General features: G+C 38.6%; 17 protein-coding genes and 4 tRNA genes. 3 read left to right on the forward strand and 18 right to left on the reverse strand.

Annotated features, from left to right (window positions below):
• Positions 1-172: 172 nt before the first annotated feature.
• From GA0116959_RS06490 to rpoD, 5 genes are all read right to left on the reverse strand, one after another.
• Positions 173-1,357 (reverse strand): iron-containing alcohol dehydrogenase, encoded by a 1,185-nt coding sequence (locus tag GA0116959_RS06490; protein ID WP_053579808.1) that lies wholly within the window; start codon positions 1,355-1,357, stop codon positions 173-175.
• 1 nt (position 1,358) lies between these two features.
• Positions 1,359-1,892, reverse strand: coding sequence for a hypothetical protein (locus tag GA0116959_RS06495; protein ID WP_092719620.1), 534 nt, complete (start codon positions 1,890-1,892; stop codon positions 1,359-1,361).
• Between the two features lie 77 nt (positions 1,893-1,969).
• Positions 1,970-2,629 carry a lipoyl(octanoyl) transferase LipB gene (lipB, locus tag GA0116959_RS06500; RefSeq protein ID WP_092719710.1) on the reverse strand — a complete coding sequence of 220 codons (660 nt, stop codon included), beginning with the start codon at positions 2,627-2,629 and terminating at the stop codon, positions 1,970-1,972.
• Positions 2,630-2,798: 169 nt separating this feature from the next.
• Positions 2,799-3,086, reverse strand: coding sequence for a YbeD family protein (locus GA0116959_RS06505; protein WP_171250382.1), 288 nt, complete (start codon positions 3,084-3,086; stop codon positions 2,799-2,801).
• A 120-nt stretch (positions 3,087-3,206) separates the two neighbouring features.
• A complete protein-coding gene (gene rpoD / locus GA0116959_RS06510; protein ID WP_092719624.1) occupies positions 3,207-5,093 on the reverse strand; it encodes an RNA polymerase sigma factor RpoD in 1,887 nt (628 codons plus the stop codon).
• A 360-nt stretch (positions 5,094-5,453) separates the two neighbouring features.
• Here rpoD and GA0116959_RS06515 point away from each other — a divergent pair, with 360 nt between their 5' ends.
• Positions 5,454-5,657: a PA3496 family putative envelope integrity protein gene (locus tag GA0116959_RS06515; RefSeq protein WP_053579813.1), complete on the forward strand. Its 204-nt coding sequence runs from the start codon at positions 5,454-5,456 to the stop codon at positions 5,655-5,657.
• Positions 5,658-5,725: 68 nt separating this feature from the next.
• The gene (locus tag GA0116959_RS06520) at positions 5,726-6,250 is read left to right on the forward strand and encodes a YecA/YgfB family protein (protein WP_092719626.1); all 525 of its coding nucleotides are present in this window, start codon (positions 5,726-5,728) and stop codon (positions 6,248-6,250) included.
• Positions 6,251-6,459: 209 nt separating this feature from the next.
• Here the strand turns inward: GA0116959_RS06520 and GA0116959_RS06525 are convergent, their stop codons facing one another.
• Both GA0116959_RS06525 and trhO read right to left on the reverse strand, forming a co-directional pair.
• Positions 6,460-7,077, reverse strand: a complete 618-nt coding sequence (locus GA0116959_RS06525) for a DedA family protein (RefSeq protein WP_092719629.1) — start codon at positions 7,075-7,077, stop codon at positions 6,460-6,462.
• A 254-nt stretch (positions 7,078-7,331) separates the two neighbouring features.
• Complete coding sequence (gene trhO, locus GA0116959_RS06530) at positions 7,332-8,264, reverse strand: oxygen-dependent tRNA uridine(34) hydroxylase TrhO (RefSeq protein ID WP_092719632.1); 933 nt, start codon at positions 8,262-8,264, stop codon at positions 7,332-7,334.
• A 205-nt stretch (positions 8,265-8,469) separates the two neighbouring features.
• Between trhO and GA0116959_RS06535 the strand changes: the two genes are divergently transcribed.
• Positions 8,470-8,967, forward strand: a complete 498-nt coding sequence (locus tag GA0116959_RS06535) for a DUF1289 domain-containing protein (protein ID WP_092719635.1) — start codon at positions 8,470-8,472, stop codon at positions 8,965-8,967.
• A 606-nt stretch (positions 8,968-9,573) separates the two neighbouring features.
• On the opposite strand, the gene panD is transcribed toward GA0116959_RS06535, so the two are convergent.
• The 11 genes from panD to GA0116959_RS06590 form a co-directional block, all read right to left on the reverse strand.
• Positions 9,574-9,954 (reverse strand): aspartate 1-decarboxylase, encoded by a 381-nt coding sequence (gene panD / locus GA0116959_RS06540; protein WP_053579818.1) that lies wholly within the window; start codon positions 9,952-9,954, stop codon positions 9,574-9,576.
• Positions 9,955-10,099: 145 nt separating this feature from the next.
• Positions 10,100-10,681 carry an aminoacyl-tRNA hydrolase gene (gene pth, locus GA0116959_RS06545; RefSeq protein WP_092719637.1) on the reverse strand — a complete coding sequence of 194 codons (582 nt, stop codon included), beginning with the start codon at positions 10,679-10,681 and terminating at the stop codon, positions 10,100-10,102.
• A gap of 19 nt (positions 10,682-10,700) precedes the next feature.
• Positions 10,701-10,997 (reverse strand): 50S ribosomal protein L25, encoded by a 297-nt coding sequence (rplY, locus tag GA0116959_RS06550; RefSeq protein WP_053579820.1) that lies wholly within the window; start codon positions 10,995-10,997, stop codon positions 10,701-10,703.
• Positions 10,998-11,098: 101 nt separating this feature from the next.
• Positions 11,099-12,052, reverse strand: a complete 954-nt coding sequence (locus GA0116959_RS06555; protein WP_053579821.1) for a ribose-phosphate pyrophosphokinase — start codon at positions 12,050-12,052, stop codon at positions 11,099-11,101.
• A 36-nt stretch (positions 12,053-12,088) separates the two neighbouring features.
• Positions 12,089-12,163: transfer RNA gene (locus GA0116959_RS06560), tRNA-Gln, on the reverse strand.
• 90 nt (positions 12,164-12,253) lie between these two features.
• Positions 12,254-12,328, reverse strand: a tRNA-Gln gene (locus GA0116959_RS06565).
• A gap of 35 nt (positions 12,329-12,363) precedes the next feature.
• Positions 12,364-12,438: transfer RNA gene (locus GA0116959_RS06570), tRNA-Gln, on the reverse strand.
• 27 nt (positions 12,439-12,465) lie between these two features.
• Positions 12,466-12,540 (reverse strand) — tRNA-Gln (locus GA0116959_RS06575).
• Between the two features lies 1 nt (position 12,541).
• Complete coding sequence (gene ispE / locus GA0116959_RS06580) at positions 12,542-13,375, reverse strand: 4-(cytidine 5'-diphospho)-2-C-methyl-D-erythritol kinase (RefSeq protein ID WP_092719640.1); 834 nt, start codon at positions 13,373-13,375, stop codon at positions 12,542-12,544.
• Between the two features lie 23 nt (positions 13,376-13,398).
• On the reverse strand, positions 13,399-13,980 hold the full coding sequence (gene lolB, locus GA0116959_RS06585; protein ID WP_092719643.1) for a lipoprotein insertase outer membrane protein LolB: 582 nt from the start codon (positions 13,978-13,980) through the stop codon (positions 13,399-13,401).
• A gap of 8 nt (positions 13,981-13,988) precedes the next feature.
• Complete coding sequence (locus GA0116959_RS06590; RefSeq protein WP_053580312.1) at positions 13,989-15,701, reverse strand: tetratricopeptide repeat protein; 1,713 nt, start codon at positions 15,699-15,701, stop codon at positions 13,989-13,991.
• Between the last annotated feature and the right edge of the window lie 76 nt (positions 15,702-15,777).

Genomic DNA, 15,777 nt, shown 5'->3' on the forward strand with positions numbered 1-15,777 from the left:
CCGCCAATCTACTCTAATTTGATGCCTTTTGCCAATCCCTGTTGAATGTATTGAAGCATTAAATATGCCAAGAGACAGCAATATTAGATTTATGTTTTTGATCAAAAAGCAAAAACCTGATGTTTGAAAAAACATCAGGTTAATGTGAATAAGCTTGGCTTAATTTTTAAGCTTACCAAGCTTTATCTAAAATTGCTCTCAAATCTTTGAAATTAGCTTCTTTCGGATTGTAAATAATGGATCCATCATTGAGTGCTTTTTCTGCTACTTCATCGAGTTGAGCTTCTGTTACTTTACCTGTTTCACGTAAAGTTCGAGGGAGCTTGGTCAAGGCATACAAGCGGTCACGCATAGTCAAAATAGTTGCAATCGATTTATCAGCACGTAAGTGTGCAGGTGTTTGAGCATAAATATCAGAACCTGCCAAAGGTAGAAGCAATTCAGCAATTTTATCGCCATTTACTTCTTTGTTATATTCAAGTACGTAAGGTAAAAATAAATTCATGCATAAACCGTGGGGGAGGTGAGCAACAGCACCTAAGGCATGACCCAATGAATGGACCAATCCGACCATCGAGTTTGAAAATGCAATTCCAGCCATCGTGGAAGCCTGCGCCAGCTCAAGACGCCCAAACTCATCTGTAGGCTTATCCAGCACAGTAAATAAACTATTGCTCACTTTTTTAATGGCAGCAGTGGCATAGGCATCACTGATTGGATTTGCAGCCAAGCAGGTATACGCTTCAACAGCATGCGTTAGCGCATCCATTGCCGTCATTGCTGTTAAATGTGGTGGTAAAGTTTGAGTCATTCGTGGATCAAGAATAGCTGCATGTGGCATCAAGTAATAAGATGCAAATGCCATTTTGACATTTTTTTCAACATCCGCTACGACAGCAACCATCGTAACTTCTGAACCCGTACCTGATGTTGTTGGAATCACAAAAAAAGGCTTCAATGGCTTAGGTAAATTGTGGGCACCTGAGAACTTAAGTAAGTCATCGCCACCTTCAGTCACCAAAATATTGGTCGCTTTTGAGGTATCAATCACTGAACCCCCACCTACGGCAATAATGGCATCACAATGATTGTCACGATAGGCTTTTGCTGCATTGCGGACCGTGGCTATACTTGAATCTGGTGGTACATCATCGAAAATATAACCAATGACCGCATCTGTTGATTCAAACGCAGCTTCAATTGGGGCAAGTAGATTATTTGCACGTACACCTTTATCTGTAATGATGAGTGGACGTTTAGACCCTAAAGTCGCAAGTTCAAATGGAATGTGTTCTAACGCGGCATGACCTGCGATCACTTTAACGGGACAGAAAAATTCGTAATAAGGCTTAGCCATGTTATACACTCCGTTTAAAATAGGACTGAGCAACTTTCAAATAAATATTTGCAGCGCTGTTAAGTTTTTCTTTTAGGCTTAATTCATGGGGATATTGTTTTACGGCAAGCTCAGCCACTAATTTCGGTAAAATCAGTGATTCCATTTTATTTAAGCAACGTACCAAACGAATGGCATACGCCACATCACCATCTGCAATCATACGGTCATGCGCAAAAGCTTGTGCCGTACTTTCCTGAAAAGAAAACACTAAAAAGGCATGACTTAAATGCTTGAAAGTAATGGTAAGATCGGGCTTGGTTTCAACAGATGACAGCAATTTTAATTGATAGTCTTCGGTTACTTTTGCAATAAAAGCTGGACCATGCGGAAATACTTTCATCGACAGAACGAAGCCGACAGGAAATTTTGCAACCTCTTGTTTTACTTCTTTGTCGACTTGACTTGCCATGACTAAACCTCTGCCAATCACATCCATCATGAGTTTGACATAATTTAGTTGTAAGGCCGGCTTTACGGATTTGGTTGAAATCACTCGCGCATCCTTTCTCTAAAAACATTTTTATTAATTTAGAGTAAATACTCTAATTTATTTTGATCATAAAAGCAAAATTATTGTTGCATGACTTGAACTTGATTAAAGTAACCGCTGTGATTTAAAGTTTCAATCATATCTGCACAGAAATCATTAAAAAATGGATAATCTTCAACGAGATCCTTGACTCGAACCATTTCTAGTCCGGCATAACCGCAGGGATTAATGGTCTGAAAACCCAAAAGATCACAATCAATATTTAAAGCCAAACCATGATAGCTACGTCCTTTACGAATTTTAAAACCCAAAGATCCAATTTTACGCTCTGCAACATAAACCCCTGGTGCATCCGCTTTAGCATAAGCTTCGATTTTGTATTTTTTAAGCAGATTAATCATTAAATTTTCTGCATACGTCACTAATGTTCGCACGTTCCAGCCCAAACGATTTAAATCAAACATAAAATAAGCCACCAATTGCCCTGGACCATGCCAAGTCACTTGCCCGCCACGGTCGCTTTGTACAATGGGGAGCTGAGTTGCTTGTAGAATATGTTCAGGTTTACCAGCTTGTCCTTGGGTTAAAACGTCGTGGTGCTGCAAAATCCACAGTTCATCTGGCGTATTTTCATCACGATTTTCAGTCAGACTTTTCATTTCTTGAAATCGTTCAAGATAAGGTGTTAATTCATTGAATTGACGAATAATTAAATCAGGTTTTAGAACAGCATCTGTCACGTCAAGTGCGTCCATAAAAGTTTAAAGATAGAAGGAATTATAAAGAAATCTTGAATAGATGGAGCGGCTTTATATTAAATTTCATATTTAATTCATTGATATTTTAAGATTAAAAAAAAGCTTATTTTTGAATATAAAAAACACGCCGATTGGCGTGTTTTTATAAAAATTAGAGTGCAGTTTTAATTAACGGGCAAGCAGCTAAATCTGCATAGAGTGCATGTACTTGTTCAAGTTCTACAAATACAATTTGGGCAGTTAAAGAGTGGTATTTTCCTGTGCGAGAAGGCTGCACGTTAATGCTTGAAGCATCAAAATCAGGAAAGTGTTTCACCATTATCTCTACTACTGCACCATGCAATTCATCACCTGCAACGCCAATCAATTTAATGGGATAATCCATGGGGAAAACCCAAAGATCTTCTTGAAGTTCACGAGATGGTGTACGGTCTAGCATAGTCATGAGAGTGAGTCCCCATATATCAAACGCCTGCTTAAGTGCAGGCGTTATATTTCTGTTAGATACTAAATGGAGACTGAAATTCAGATTTCAAGCGCCCATGAGTATCATCAAAAATTAGTCATTTTCTAGGAATGAACGTAAATGTTCAGAACGTGAAGGATGACGTAATTTACGTAAAGCTTTTGCTTCAATTTGACGAATACGTTCACGTGTTACATCAAATTGCTTACCCACTTCTTCCAAAGTGTGATCTGTTGGCATATCAATACCAAAACGCATTTTCAAGACTTTCGCTTCACGTTCAGTCAAGTTTTCTAAAACTTCACGTGTCGCTTCTTTTAAGCCTTCTGAAGTTGCGGCATCAATTGGAGAAGTGATATTGCCATCTTCAATGAAGTCACCAAGATGCGAATCTTCATCATCACCGATTGGTGTTTCCATTGAAATCGGTTCTTTGGCAATTTTAAGTACTTTACGTACTTTCACTTCGTCCATTTCTAGACGTTCGCCTAATTCTTCAGGTGTTGGTTCACGTCCCATTTCCTGTAACAACTGACGAGAAACACGGTTAATCTTATTAATCGTTTCAATCATGTGTACTGGAATACGAATAGTACGTGCTTGGTCGGCAATAGAACGGGTAATGGCTTGACGAATCCACCACGTTGCATAGGTCGAGAATTTATAACCACGACGGTATTCAAACTTGTCAACGGCTTTCATCAAACCGATATTGCCTTCTTGAATAAGATCCAAGAATTGTAAACCACGGTTGGTATATTTTTTCGCAATTGAAATTACCAAACGTAAGTTGGCTTCAACCATTTCTTTTTTAGCACGACGAGCTTTTGCTTCACCCACAGCCATACGTTTAGCAATGTCCTTGATGTCTTGGACACTCAGGTTCAATTCTTTTTCAATATCTGCAATTTTTTGTTGGAAAGCCAATACATCAGGACGAACTTTTTCCAAATAACCTTTTTGATCAGCAGGTGTTTTGGCAATTTGTTCATCTAACCAAGCAGGATTGGATTCGTAGCCTGGGAACGATGTACGGAATTGAGTACGATCCATTCGACCACGACGAACGGCATAACGCATTACTTCACGTTCAGAAAGACGAATTTGCTCATGTGTGCCACGAATCATTTCAGAAATGATATCAAATAAACGCGGTGTAAATTTGAACATCATAAACACAGATGCCAATGCTTCTAATGCTTCTTCTGCTTCGCTGCTGTTGCGACCATGTTTTTCAAGGGCAGCTTTAGTGACTTTCCAAGCATTTTCTAATTCAGTAAAACGAATACGTGCAATTTCAGGGTCAGGGCCTGATTCACCTTCAGAGTCATCATCGCTTTCAGACTCTTCTTCTTCGTCATCATCGAGTTTTACATCTTTGGTGGTTTTTGTGGTGGTTTCATCATCTTCAGAAATTTCAGCTTCTTCTTCTAAAACTTCTGGAATTGGATCGTTAGATTCTGGGTCTAAATAGCCCGATAAAATATCTGCAAGACGACGTTCACCTTCGGTAACATCGTTATATTCTTTGAGTACCACTTCAACAGCATTCGGCCAATAAGCAATTGAATGAAGGACATCGCGGATTCCCTCTTCAATACGTTTTGCAATGCTAATTTCGCCTTCACGCGTCAATAGTTCAACCGTACCCATTTCACGCATATACATACGCACTGGATCTGTGGTACGACCAGGTTCACTTTCAACAGAAGCTAAAACAGCAGCCGCTTCTTCTTCTGCGACTTCATCGGTTGCTTCAGCATTGTTGCCATCGAACATCGTATCATCAGATTCAGGCGCACGTTCATGCACAGGAATACCGACGTCTTGAAGCATTTGAATAATGTCTTCAATCTGTTCGCTTTCTGTGATCGAGTCCGGGAGATGATCGTTAACCTCAGCGTAAGTTAAGTAACCTTGTTCTTTGCCTCGGCTAATCAGAGCCGCTACTTGCGAAGTAGGGGAAGTCATATCGCTCATCTTTGCTTACTCTTCGTTGAATCTGTGGCGTGAAAAACCGTGCATGATAGCACAATTCGCTTAAAATTGTTTTCGAATTGATGACTCAAATGTCATTTTAGAAAAGATGACTTTGATTTAACAATTGTTTTGGATATTGGGTTAATTTTATTTTTTTCAAGTCCGTGCTTAAAATTGCATTATAACTTTTATGACAACCTTAGATTAAAATCACACCACCCACAAATATACAATTTGAGATTAAAAAACAAGATTAAATTCATTTTTTAAGATAAAAATTAAAAAAAACTTGACAAGAATTAAGAACAAAGATAAATAGCGCCTAGGCCCATTTACTTTTTTCACTATGAGGTAGTTTTAGTGTCTTCTACAGATTTTGAACTAGATGATAGCTACAGTGATGATGATGTTAGTTTTGATGAAACATCAAGAAAAATTAGTGCTAAAGAGTCGTTGGAAAAACGTCGTCTGATTGATGACCTTCTGGCACAACGTCGTTTAGAACGTGAACTTAAAGATTTTGATTACGATCTAGATGATGACGATTTTGATGATGAAGACTAAATTCTGATTTAGCATAGCTGACTAAAATGTTATGCTACAGCCAGTTTTTTAATAAATTTGGATTTTAAATGAGTGCTTTAGATTTAGACTTGTTAAGCGAATATCTAGATGGCGACCAAAATGAACATGGTCTAGATTTTGCAGCAACTCATGGTTTTTTATGTGCAACTGCGGTTGGACCTAATTTTGATCAATGGCTCGATGAACTTTTCGATAATAATCAAAAGAAAGTTCCTGCTGACATGATTGTACAAATAAAAGCATGGTTAGAGGCAATTCGTCAAAATTTAGCCAATGAAGAAGGAATCGAGTTTCCTTTTGAAGTTGAAGAAGCTGATGTTGAGTCAAGTTTAGGCGATTGGAGTGTCGGTTTTGTTGATGCGATGTTCCTAAATGAAGAGGCATGGTTTACGCCTGAGCATGAAGAACAATTGGTTGATTTAACGTTACCGATGATGGTGTTCAGTGGCGTTGATGATGAAGATCCACAGATGGAATCATTTCGACGTAATGGTCAGTTAATGGATGAAATTGCTGAAGAAATTCCAGAAAATCTAAATGAAATTTATTTGATGTATCATACTCCTACGTAATGGTATACCTTGCGCCACTACAATCGTGGCTCATGTATCACACGCCAACATAATTCTTTAAAATTAAAAACACCTCAACTTGAGGTGTTTTTTTATGGTTGTCGTTAGCGCTTTAGTCATAAAAGTAGACTAGAACTATTAATATTTAGAGCTTAGTCTTGAAATGATCGTGAATAGATTGGGGGGTGCTAAAACTGTATTGATCTCAACTACTTTATTTTAATTTTTCGTTGATATCTGCGGTAGAAAATCCAAAACACAATCATGAGTACAATAACAATGATGATGTAGCCGACTTGGCTGAAAATTTGATGCATCAGTGCTTGATTTTCACCAAAATAAAATCCGACGCAAGCCAAAAATGTGGTCCAGATAATTGTTCCTAATCCACTATAGAACATAAATTTCCAGAAGGGCATACGGCTCATTCCTGCGGGAATACTAATCAGTGAGCGCACAGCGGGTATCATTCGACCAAAAAAAACAATGCGATGTCCATAGTGTTCAAACCAGTCCAGTGATTTTTTAACATCTTGAGATTTTAGGAATAGATATTTTCCATAACGGTCAACGAAACGAAAAATATGATCATGATTGAATTTATAGCCAATCCAATAGAGAGCAGCGGCAGCAGTCAGGGAGCCTATGCATCCAGCAATAATCACGCCGACTAAAAGCAATTGACCTTGTGAGGCAGAATAACCTGCAGAAGGCATAATAATTTCAGAAGGAATGGGGGGGAAAACATTATCGAGGAACATCAGCAGGGCAATTCCCCAATAACCGAGTTGTTCCATAATAGAGATAATCCATTCTGTTAAATTCATAATATAATAAAAATAATAAGATTCTGACTATCCTAAAGGCTATTTGTTGTAGGGTAAAGTCTCGTTTTAGAGCAGAGTTGTTTAATTTTTATCTTTATTTTAATTTGAATAAATAGAATGTAGTCTATCCAAAAATAATCTATTTATTTCGATTTTTTTGTATTAAGAAATCAATATAACCGAAATAAAAAGCCAGTCAATTTGTTGATGACTGGCTTATACAAAAGCATTTAAAATGGCTCATTTAGTACAATTTATAAACGTTTTCGTTTGGCTGCGGTGATTTGCGACTGGCGCATACGAAATCCTTCTTTTTGTTTTTCTGACGTTTTTTCGATGCAATATTGACATGATACACCGTGTTCGTAGCTTGGAAGTTCAACTTCTGTTGGAAGCAAAGGCCATCCACAAGCATGACATTTAATATTTTGACCTTCTTCTACACCATGCGTGACTGCTGTACGGCCATCAAACACAAAACATTCACCTTCCCACAGACTTTCTTCGGCTGGTGTTTCTTCCAAATATTTTAAAATACCACCTTTTAGATGATAGACCTCTTCAAAGCCTTCTTGAAGCAACAAGGATGTTGATTTTTCACAGCGAATACCACCTGTACAGAACATGGCAATTTTTTTATCTTTGTGCTGTTCTAAATTTTGTTTTACATAGTCTGGAAATTCGCGAAATGTTTCTGTTTTAGGATCAATCGCACCCTTAAATGTACCCGCTTTATATTCGTAGTCGTTACGTGTATCGACTAGAATGACATCATCGCGAGCAATCAATTCATTCCATTCTTTTGGATCTAAATAATGCCCAACCAAATCACGCGGTTGAACTTCGACGCCCAAAGTTACAATTTCAGTTTTAAGCTTAATTTTCATTTTGCGAAATGGTTTTTCATCACTTTGAGATTCTTTATATTCCATCGCATTGAAGCCTTCATTAATCAAAAAGGCATGCATTTGATCAATCGCTTCACGGTCACCCGCAACTGTGCCGTTAATTCCTTCACCCGCTACAATTAGAGTTCCACACAAGTCAATGTTGTTAACCAAATTTAAAAGACGTTGCTGAAGATCGGCAGGATCTTGAACTTCTTTAAATTGATAGAGTGCGGCAACAACCCAACTTGTGGTCGCTTGCTGTTCTACAGGTGCAAGCTGTTCTACAGTAGCGTTCATGGATAACTCCAAATGTATTATGATAAGACAAAATTTAAGGCGTATATTTTAGCTTGAATTTTGTCAAGAAGCGAGAAAACCATAACTAAATTATGGTTTTTAACTTAAACCAGAATAGATATGCTGTTATTGATGAGATATATGCTTTTTCAACATGATGAAACAGTGAGTTTAGTTAATCTTCCTACATTTTTTGGAGTGTACTTTGAGTAATGAGCGCCGAATTGCTTTGACGCCCTGTGCTGGGCGTTGTTCAACTGTATTTGGTGATTCGGTATGTCGGGGTTGTCGTCGCTTTAACCATGAAGTGATTCAGTGGAATACTTATACACCAGAACAACATACAGCAGTTTGGAAGCGCCTTGATCTAGAGCTCGATCAGATTTTAGTTCCCATGTTGCCATTTGCTCAGATTGTTCAAGTCGAAGAATTTATTTTATCGAAACGTGTTCGTTTACGGGATGATGCTTCAACAGGGCGTAAGCTTTATCACGCGTTGAAAATTTGTGAGAAAAATAAAACATTGGCTCAAGACAGTGGTTTAGGTGTGCAGGATAAGCAAATCAAGCCACTTTGGCAGGAATTTGAACGTCGCACACTAGCCTTGGCCAATGCCAGTTATGATTTTGCTTTTTTACGTGCGGATGTCATTAGTCATCATTTATTACAGACTGAGGATGATGATGAAGTTTTATCTGAGTGAGTCAGTTAAGCAACAATTGAAATTGTATGGATTAGAGTGATTAAGGTGAATATGACAACGTATTTATTGTGCTGTGTGACGATATTATCATGATTGCAATGCCCGTATCTGTTATGCCTTTGGGCGTCAGCGCAGCATCGTAGGGTGATTATCAAAAAGCTTTGAAACGATTTTTGGAACTATTTTGCATGATTAAGTCTCATTGCTATCTCGATTCTAATGCTAAAAAGTTTTTTGCATATTAATATTGACGGTTGAATAGAATAAAAATGTTGAGTTGTATTAATAGCGTTTACTTGGGTTTCTAAATGTTCACTGTAGTGAAAACCTCAAAATCAGATACGCTTTAAGTTTTAGAAACAATCATATCCTGTAAGGGGAGATAATGATTTTGGAGGAGATTTCCAATCCTTAAGATATTATTTTCTTTGTGTTATTTTTCCAAGAGTTTATACAAATCTCTCCATATTTGAATATTAGTTTAGCAATTCTAATTGAGTTGGATTATTTTGGATTTTAGAACTTAAAGCTAATTATGATCCTGAATCATTTTAAAAAAGATATAAAAAAGCTCACCTAAAGTGAGCTTTTTTGAATTTGAGAACTTTATGCCACTTGTACAGGAATACAGTTTGCAGTGTGATTAACTGTATTATTAGGATTTGCATACACTAGACGTGGTTTGTGTGCATTTGCTTCAGCTTCGGTGAAATCACCAAAAGTCGCAATGATCACTAAATCATCGACATCTGCTTGATGGGCTGCGCCACCATTCACAGAAATGATACCCGAATTCTCTTCGCCACGAATTGCGTAAGTACTAAAGCGCTTACCATTAGTGACATTCCAGACATGAATTTCTTCATATTCACGGATACCCGCTAAATCCAATAAAACACCATCAATAGCACATGAGCCTTCATAGTGAAGCTCTGCGTGTGTAACTACTGCACGATGAATTTTTGCTTTTAATAAACGAGATAGCATGGGCTAGCGTCTCCTTAGAGGACCTAAGATTTTATCTTATGGTTAAATCAATCACTTTTTACGGGCTACATAATCCGCAGAAAACGCATTTTGCTCTTAAATAGGCAAGATGGCAAGCAAGATTGTTCAACAATTTGTGGATTGATCAGTTGGGTTTGTAAGCATTGATTTGATTCATAGCTTGCTGAATATCATCGTTGACCAGTAATTTAATCCGAGATAAAGCATGCGCAATCGCATCATCCATTAAATTTTGTTCACTGTTGGGTGCTTTACTGAGTACATGGCCAGAGACACGCTCTTTTGAACCTGGATGACCAATACCGACACGTAAACGGTGAAAATTAGAACCCATATGTGGAACGATGTCACGTAAACCATTATGACCCCCATGACCACCGCCTGATTTCAGACGAATCACACCAGGATTCATATCCAGTTCATCATGCGCAACAAGCATATTTTCTGGGCTAACTTGATAGAATTTTGCGAAGGGAACTACACTTTTACCTGAAGCATTCATAAATGTGGTGGGTAAAAGTAGACGAACGTCTTGACCTTCGATATTACCACGACCACTCATTCCATAGAATTTAGGATCGGCTTTGAGGGAAATGCCATATTGTTCTGCAAGGCGTTCAACGAACCAAGCCCCTGCATTATGGCGAGTTTGGGCATATTCCTTACCAGGATTGCCCAAACCAACAATTAGCGAAAGTTTTGACACTAATTTATACCATCAACACTTATGCGCGTTTGAAGTCAGCGTGCATAGGTGTATTTTTAGATGGGTGACGTTGTAAAGCTTGGATTTTAACGCTTTCAACTTTGTCGCCTAATTTAATTTCAATGACTTCTTCAAAGAATTTGTTATTTTCAAGCGCTTTAACAAGTTCACGAAGCTCTAAAGTTACAGTTACAGGAGCAGCTTCGCCACCGTAAATGATTGCTGGAACTTGAGCTTGAAGACGAAGGCGGCGGCTCGAACCTTTCCCTTGTACTGATTCGTCACGAGCTACTGCATTTAATACGAAGTTTGCCATGATGACATTTCCTCATTGAGTTTAATTGACTGAACCTTCGACCAGTTCAGTGAGATAAAGCCCTGTTTAATTAAAAACAGGGCTTTGAAAATTTCGCGCTATTATAAATAACTATCGAACATTGCGCTAATAGATTCTTCGTTATTAATACGACGAATTGTTTCAGCAACCATGCCGGCTACTGAAACTTGGCGAATCTTACCAAGTTCTAATGCTTCTTGAGAAAGTGGAATGGTATCTGTGACGACGAGTTCGTCGAGTACAGAATTTTTCAAATTCTCAAGGGCTCTACCAGAAAGTACAGGATGAGTTGCATATGCAATCACACGACGAGCACCAAATTGTTTCAGTGCATCGGCGGCTTTACATAATGTACCCGCAGTATCAACCATGTCATCCACGATCACGCAATCACGATCTTTTACATCACCAATCAAATGCATCACTTGTGATTCATTTGCTTTTTGGCGACGTTTATCAATAATTGCCAGATCGATATCACCCATTTGTTTCGCTACAGCACGCGCACGCACTACACCACCCACGTCAGGAGAAACAACCATAAGATTATGGTGTTGCTGTTGACGAAGATCAGCAAGTAAGGCAGGTGTACCGTAGATATTGTCTACAGGGATATCAAAGAAACCTTGAATTTGGTCAGCATGAAGGTCGATCATTACAACGCGGTCAATTCCTACGGTTGTTAGCATATCTGCTACAACTTTGGCAGTAATTGGCACACGGCTTGAACGAGGACGACGATCTTGACGAGCATATCCGAAGTAAGGAATGACAGCAGTAATACGCCCTGCACTTGCACGACGTAAAGCATCAGCCATAACGAGGACTTCCATCAGGTTGTCATTCGTTGGTGCACAAGTAGGCTGGACTAGAAATACGTCTTTACCACGAACATTTTCAGTAATTTCGACAGCAATTTCACCGTCAGAAAAATGACCTACAGATGCTGCACCTAAAGGAATGTGCAGATGGCTTACGACTTTTTGAGCGAATTGTGGATGTGCAGTTCCACTAAAAACGACAAGATTGGGCATGAAGCACCCTTGGCGGTTGGAATGTTTGGAAATAGATGGCAGGGGCGGCTGGATTCGAACCAACGGATGCCGAGATCAAAACCCGGTGCCTTACCACTTGGCGACGCCCCTAATGCGGCAGAACTTTAATATTTTTGCTGTTCTATGTCAAGGTAAATTAACAAATGAACTGGCAAATTTGCTCTGTCTTTTTTGATAAAATGGCAGGGGTAGCTGGATTCGAACCAACGGATGCCGAGATCAAAACCCGGTGCCTTACCACTTGGCGATACCCCTAAACTTCATTACTGTTTTTAAACCATAAGTTTAAATGGCAGGGGCGGCTGGATTCGAACCAACGGATGCCGAGATCAAAACCCGGTGCCTTACCACTTGGCGACGCCCCTAATACAGTAATCTACAGATGAATATAATGGCAGGGGCGGCTGGATTCGAACCAACGGATGCCGAGATCAAAACCCGGTGCCTTACCACTTGGCGACGCCCCTATCATATAACTTTGAAATGACGTAATGGTGATTCATTTAAACTATTAACCAAGTAAGCTTTACAAGGTGAATAGGCTAAAATCTCATCAATATTCATATCTGAAGTTACTTCAGTAAAAACACAAGCACCTGTACCTGTAAGTTTCGCAATACCGAATTGATTCAAATATTGCATTGCTTCATTCACTTCTGGATACAAGCTTCTTGCCAAAGGCTCAAAGTTATTTCCAAAGTTAAATGGCTTTAACTGATAGGCGCAAAATGTAGAGGTCTTCGTGTTTCTTGTCAATGTTTTTTGCGAAAAAAGCAATTGAGTGCTGATAAAACAGTCAGGTTTCAACACGATGTATTGTTTTTGATCTAAGTCTATGAATGTTAAATGTTCACCAATACCTTCCGCCCATGCATTACAGCCATGTACGAAAATGGGTACATCTGCACCCAGTTTAACGCCCAGTTCTGCTAATTGTTCAAGACTTAAACCACATTGCCACAATTGATTGACCACAATCAGGGTGGTCGCAGCGTTAGATGACCCACCTCCGAGTCCTGCACCCATCGGAATATTTTTTTCAACTAAAATTGAAAGTCCTATTTCTTTTTGTGCATAGGGCTTGAGGATTTGTATGGCTTTGTAGATTAGATTTTGCTCTATATCTACGGTATTAATCCCTTCAATCGAGATGCTGGTGTCATCATTTTTAGGTCTGAATTCTAGCCAATCTTGTAAATCAATCAGTTGGAAAATACTTTGCAATTCATGATAGCCATTATCACGACGACCCGTGATATGCAAAAAAAGATTGAGTTTGGCAGGTGAGGGAACACGAATCATAACTTTCTAACTTTAATATCAATTTAACGGTTTTGAATTAGCATGGTAATACGGTTTTCCTGCCCCGACTCAAGCGATTGTTTCAAAATCAATTTATTTGGTAGTTGTGCTTGATCGTTATAACTTAAAGCGACTGTCCAGCCATCCTCTAGAAACTGAGTCGGACGATTTTGCTCATCTTTACTGATTTTAGCTTGAGTTGTTGCAGGTTTGGCTTGAACCCAATCAATTAAGTGAGTAATGGGTGCTTGCCAACCAGTAGCACGTGTTAATAATTCTTCTGGTGTTTGGGCTTGGATAAGTCCAGTTTTAGCACTATTTAAACTGACGTCACCTGACCGACCTGAAATTTGAGTTTTACCTACGCCTAAAATTCCACTGAGTTCAATGTCAAACTCATCTTGTTGCTGTACCCAAGTAAAAAAAGCACTGCCTGATTGTGCTGGGGTTTTAACCCCGATTTTACCTTGAAGATTAAATTGGCGTGGTGCTTCTGGCGTTTGTGCCACATTAGAGGCTTGAGGTTGAGTGAATTGTTGGCAACCGCTTATAACTAGAGTGCTGGTCAGCATTAAAGTTAAGCTGAGTTTTGAAAAAATATGCATAAAAATGTTTAACTCTTTTTTATAGATGGAGATAACAGTAACGACTTTAATGGATCTAATTGCGGATCATTAGGATGATTTTTTTGTAGTTGTTGTAACACATCACTAAATTTTGTCAGATTGCCTTGCATGTAAATTGATTTTGCGTAGCGGACACCAATTTTTACACTCTGACTGAGGTCGTAAGCTTTTTCTAACACTTGACTGGCGGTATCAAAGTCGTTTTGTAAAAATGTGATGTAGCCCAATGTATCCAGAATAGAAGCTTGTTCAGGTGCTAGTTCCAATGCATGTTCTACATATTGGCGAGCTTCATCTAAGCGTTTATTTTGCAAAGCCAGTGTATAAGCATAGGCATTTAAATAAGTAGGGCTATTCGGTTCTATCTTTAACAAATTGGTTAAAAGTTTATCCAGTTTTTCTTTATCTTGATAAGGATCCAATAATAGAACTTCGGAATAAATCAATTCTGGATCATCTGGAATATTTTTGATGGCTTCGTTTAACAGGCGTATCGCTGCTTTTTTATTGTTCATACGTTTTAAAATATCGGCTTGAGCCTGATATAAAAAACTGGCATGTTGAGGATAATTTACTCGTTCTTGAGTGAGAAAACGTAAGGCATCATTTAATTTTTCCTGTTCTGAAAAAATATTAATCATATTACGGCGCGAAACAGTATAAAGGCTTCCATCGACTAGGCGGTAATACGCTTTTGCTGTTTCAAAATGCTGCTTTCTCTCGGCATTGACCGCTAAATAATAATAGGCCTCATTTTGATACTGAGAAGAATAACGAAGCTCCACTAAAAATTTTTCAGCTTTTTCATCTTCTTTTAAATCAATACTGGTTAAACCTGCAATAAATAAGGCTTCTTCTTCTTTTGGCCATTTTTTTAAAATGCTTTCAAGTTTATCGAGTGCAAGTTGTGACTGATTGATTTTAATTAAATATTTAACTTCGGCTAAGCGAACTTCTAAATTAGATTTGTGTTTATGACTGGATTTTGCATACCATTTTAAAGTTTCTGCCTCATTGCCTAACGCATTGAGTAAATTAGCCTTCATTAAGATGAAGCCAGTGACTTTAGGGCGCTGTTTTAAAGCGCGATTAACAGTATTTAGCGCTTGATCAAATTGACCGTTTTGGGCTTCTAGGTTTGCAATCATCAACAAAATAGAAGGATTATCTTTTTCTTGGCTTGATCCCAAGGCTTGTAATAGAAAGTCACGGTCTTCAGCTTCTTCTGGCGCAATTCCCACAAGAATTTTTTCTAAGTCTGCATCCGGATCAATATTTAAGATTTTATCTAAGGTTTCAGAAGCCAGTTCGTATTCATGTGCTTTCAGGGCAATATGTGAAAGATAAAATAAAGCAGGGACATCAGTCGGTTCTTGAACCACCCAATGTGTGGCAATATCTAAAGCTGCTTTTAAATCATTCTGTTCCAAAGCTACATTGAGTGCGCGCTGCTTAACTGTGGTCGAATTGCTTTTAATTGCCAACACTGTGTAGTTATGCAAAGCTGTAGGAATGTCATGATAGGTCAGGGCAAACTCGGCAATCATACTTTGTTTTATGGCATCATAGTTTGCATCGGCATGATAGATTTCTCCAGACGCCCGAATATGAGCACTAGATGCCATGCTACCGACCAGTAAGAATGTGGTAGAATATTGCTTGAGTGTCGCACCGTGAATACGGTTATTTATTTGACGCAATTTTTCTTGATCCAAGTAATGCTTTTTATGACACCGATATTGCACAATAGCATAAATTTAGCGAAATGATGATCTG

It is taken from the genome of Acinetobacter albensis (assembly GCF_900095025.1).
In the GTDB taxonomy this organism is placed as follows: Bacteria; Pseudomonadota; Gammaproteobacteria; order Pseudomonadales; family Moraxellaceae; genus Acinetobacter; species Acinetobacter albensis.

Coding starts and splice junctions, on each gene's coding strand:
- GA0116959_RS06525 (WP_092719629.1), bottom strand. CDS start 7,077: ATGAATTTAACAGAATGGATTATCTCTATTATGGAACAACTCGGTTAT.
- GA0116959_RS06520 (WP_092719626.1), top strand. CDS start 5,726: ATGAGTGCTTTAGATTTAGACTTGTTAAGCGAATATCTAGATGGCGAC.
- panD (WP_053579818.1), bottom strand. CDS start 9,954: ATGCTATCTCGTTTATTAAAAGCAAAAATTCATCGTGCAGTAGTTACA.
- GA0116959_RS06490 (WP_053579808.1), bottom strand. CDS start 1,357: ATGGCTAAGCCTTATTACGAATTTTTCTGTCCCGTTAAAGTGATCGCA.
- rplY (WP_053579820.1), bottom strand. CDS start 10,997: ATGGCAAACTTCGTATTAAATGCAGTAGCTCGTGACGAATCAGTACAA.
- trhO (WP_092719632.1), bottom strand. CDS start 8,264: ATGAACGCTACTGTAGAACAGCTTGCACCTGTAGAACAGCAAGCGACC.
- ispE (WP_092719640.1), bottom strand. CDS start 13,375: ATGATTCGTGTTCCCTCACCTGCCAAACTCAATCTTTTTTTGCATATC.
- lolB (WP_092719643.1), bottom strand. CDS start 13,980: ATGCATATTTTTTCAAAACTCAGCTTAACTTTAATGCTGACCAGCACT.
- GA0116959_RS06505 (WP_171250382.1), bottom strand. CDS start 3,086: ATGCTAGACCGTACACCATCTCGTGAACTTCAAGAAGATCTTTGGGTT.
- rpoD (WP_092719624.1), bottom strand. CDS start 5,093: ATGAGCGATATGACTTCCCCTACTTCGCAAGTAGCGGCTCTGATTAGC.
- GA0116959_RS06555 (WP_053579821.1), bottom strand. CDS start 12,052: ATGCCCAATCTTGTCGTTTTTAGTGGAACTGCACATCCACAATTCGCT.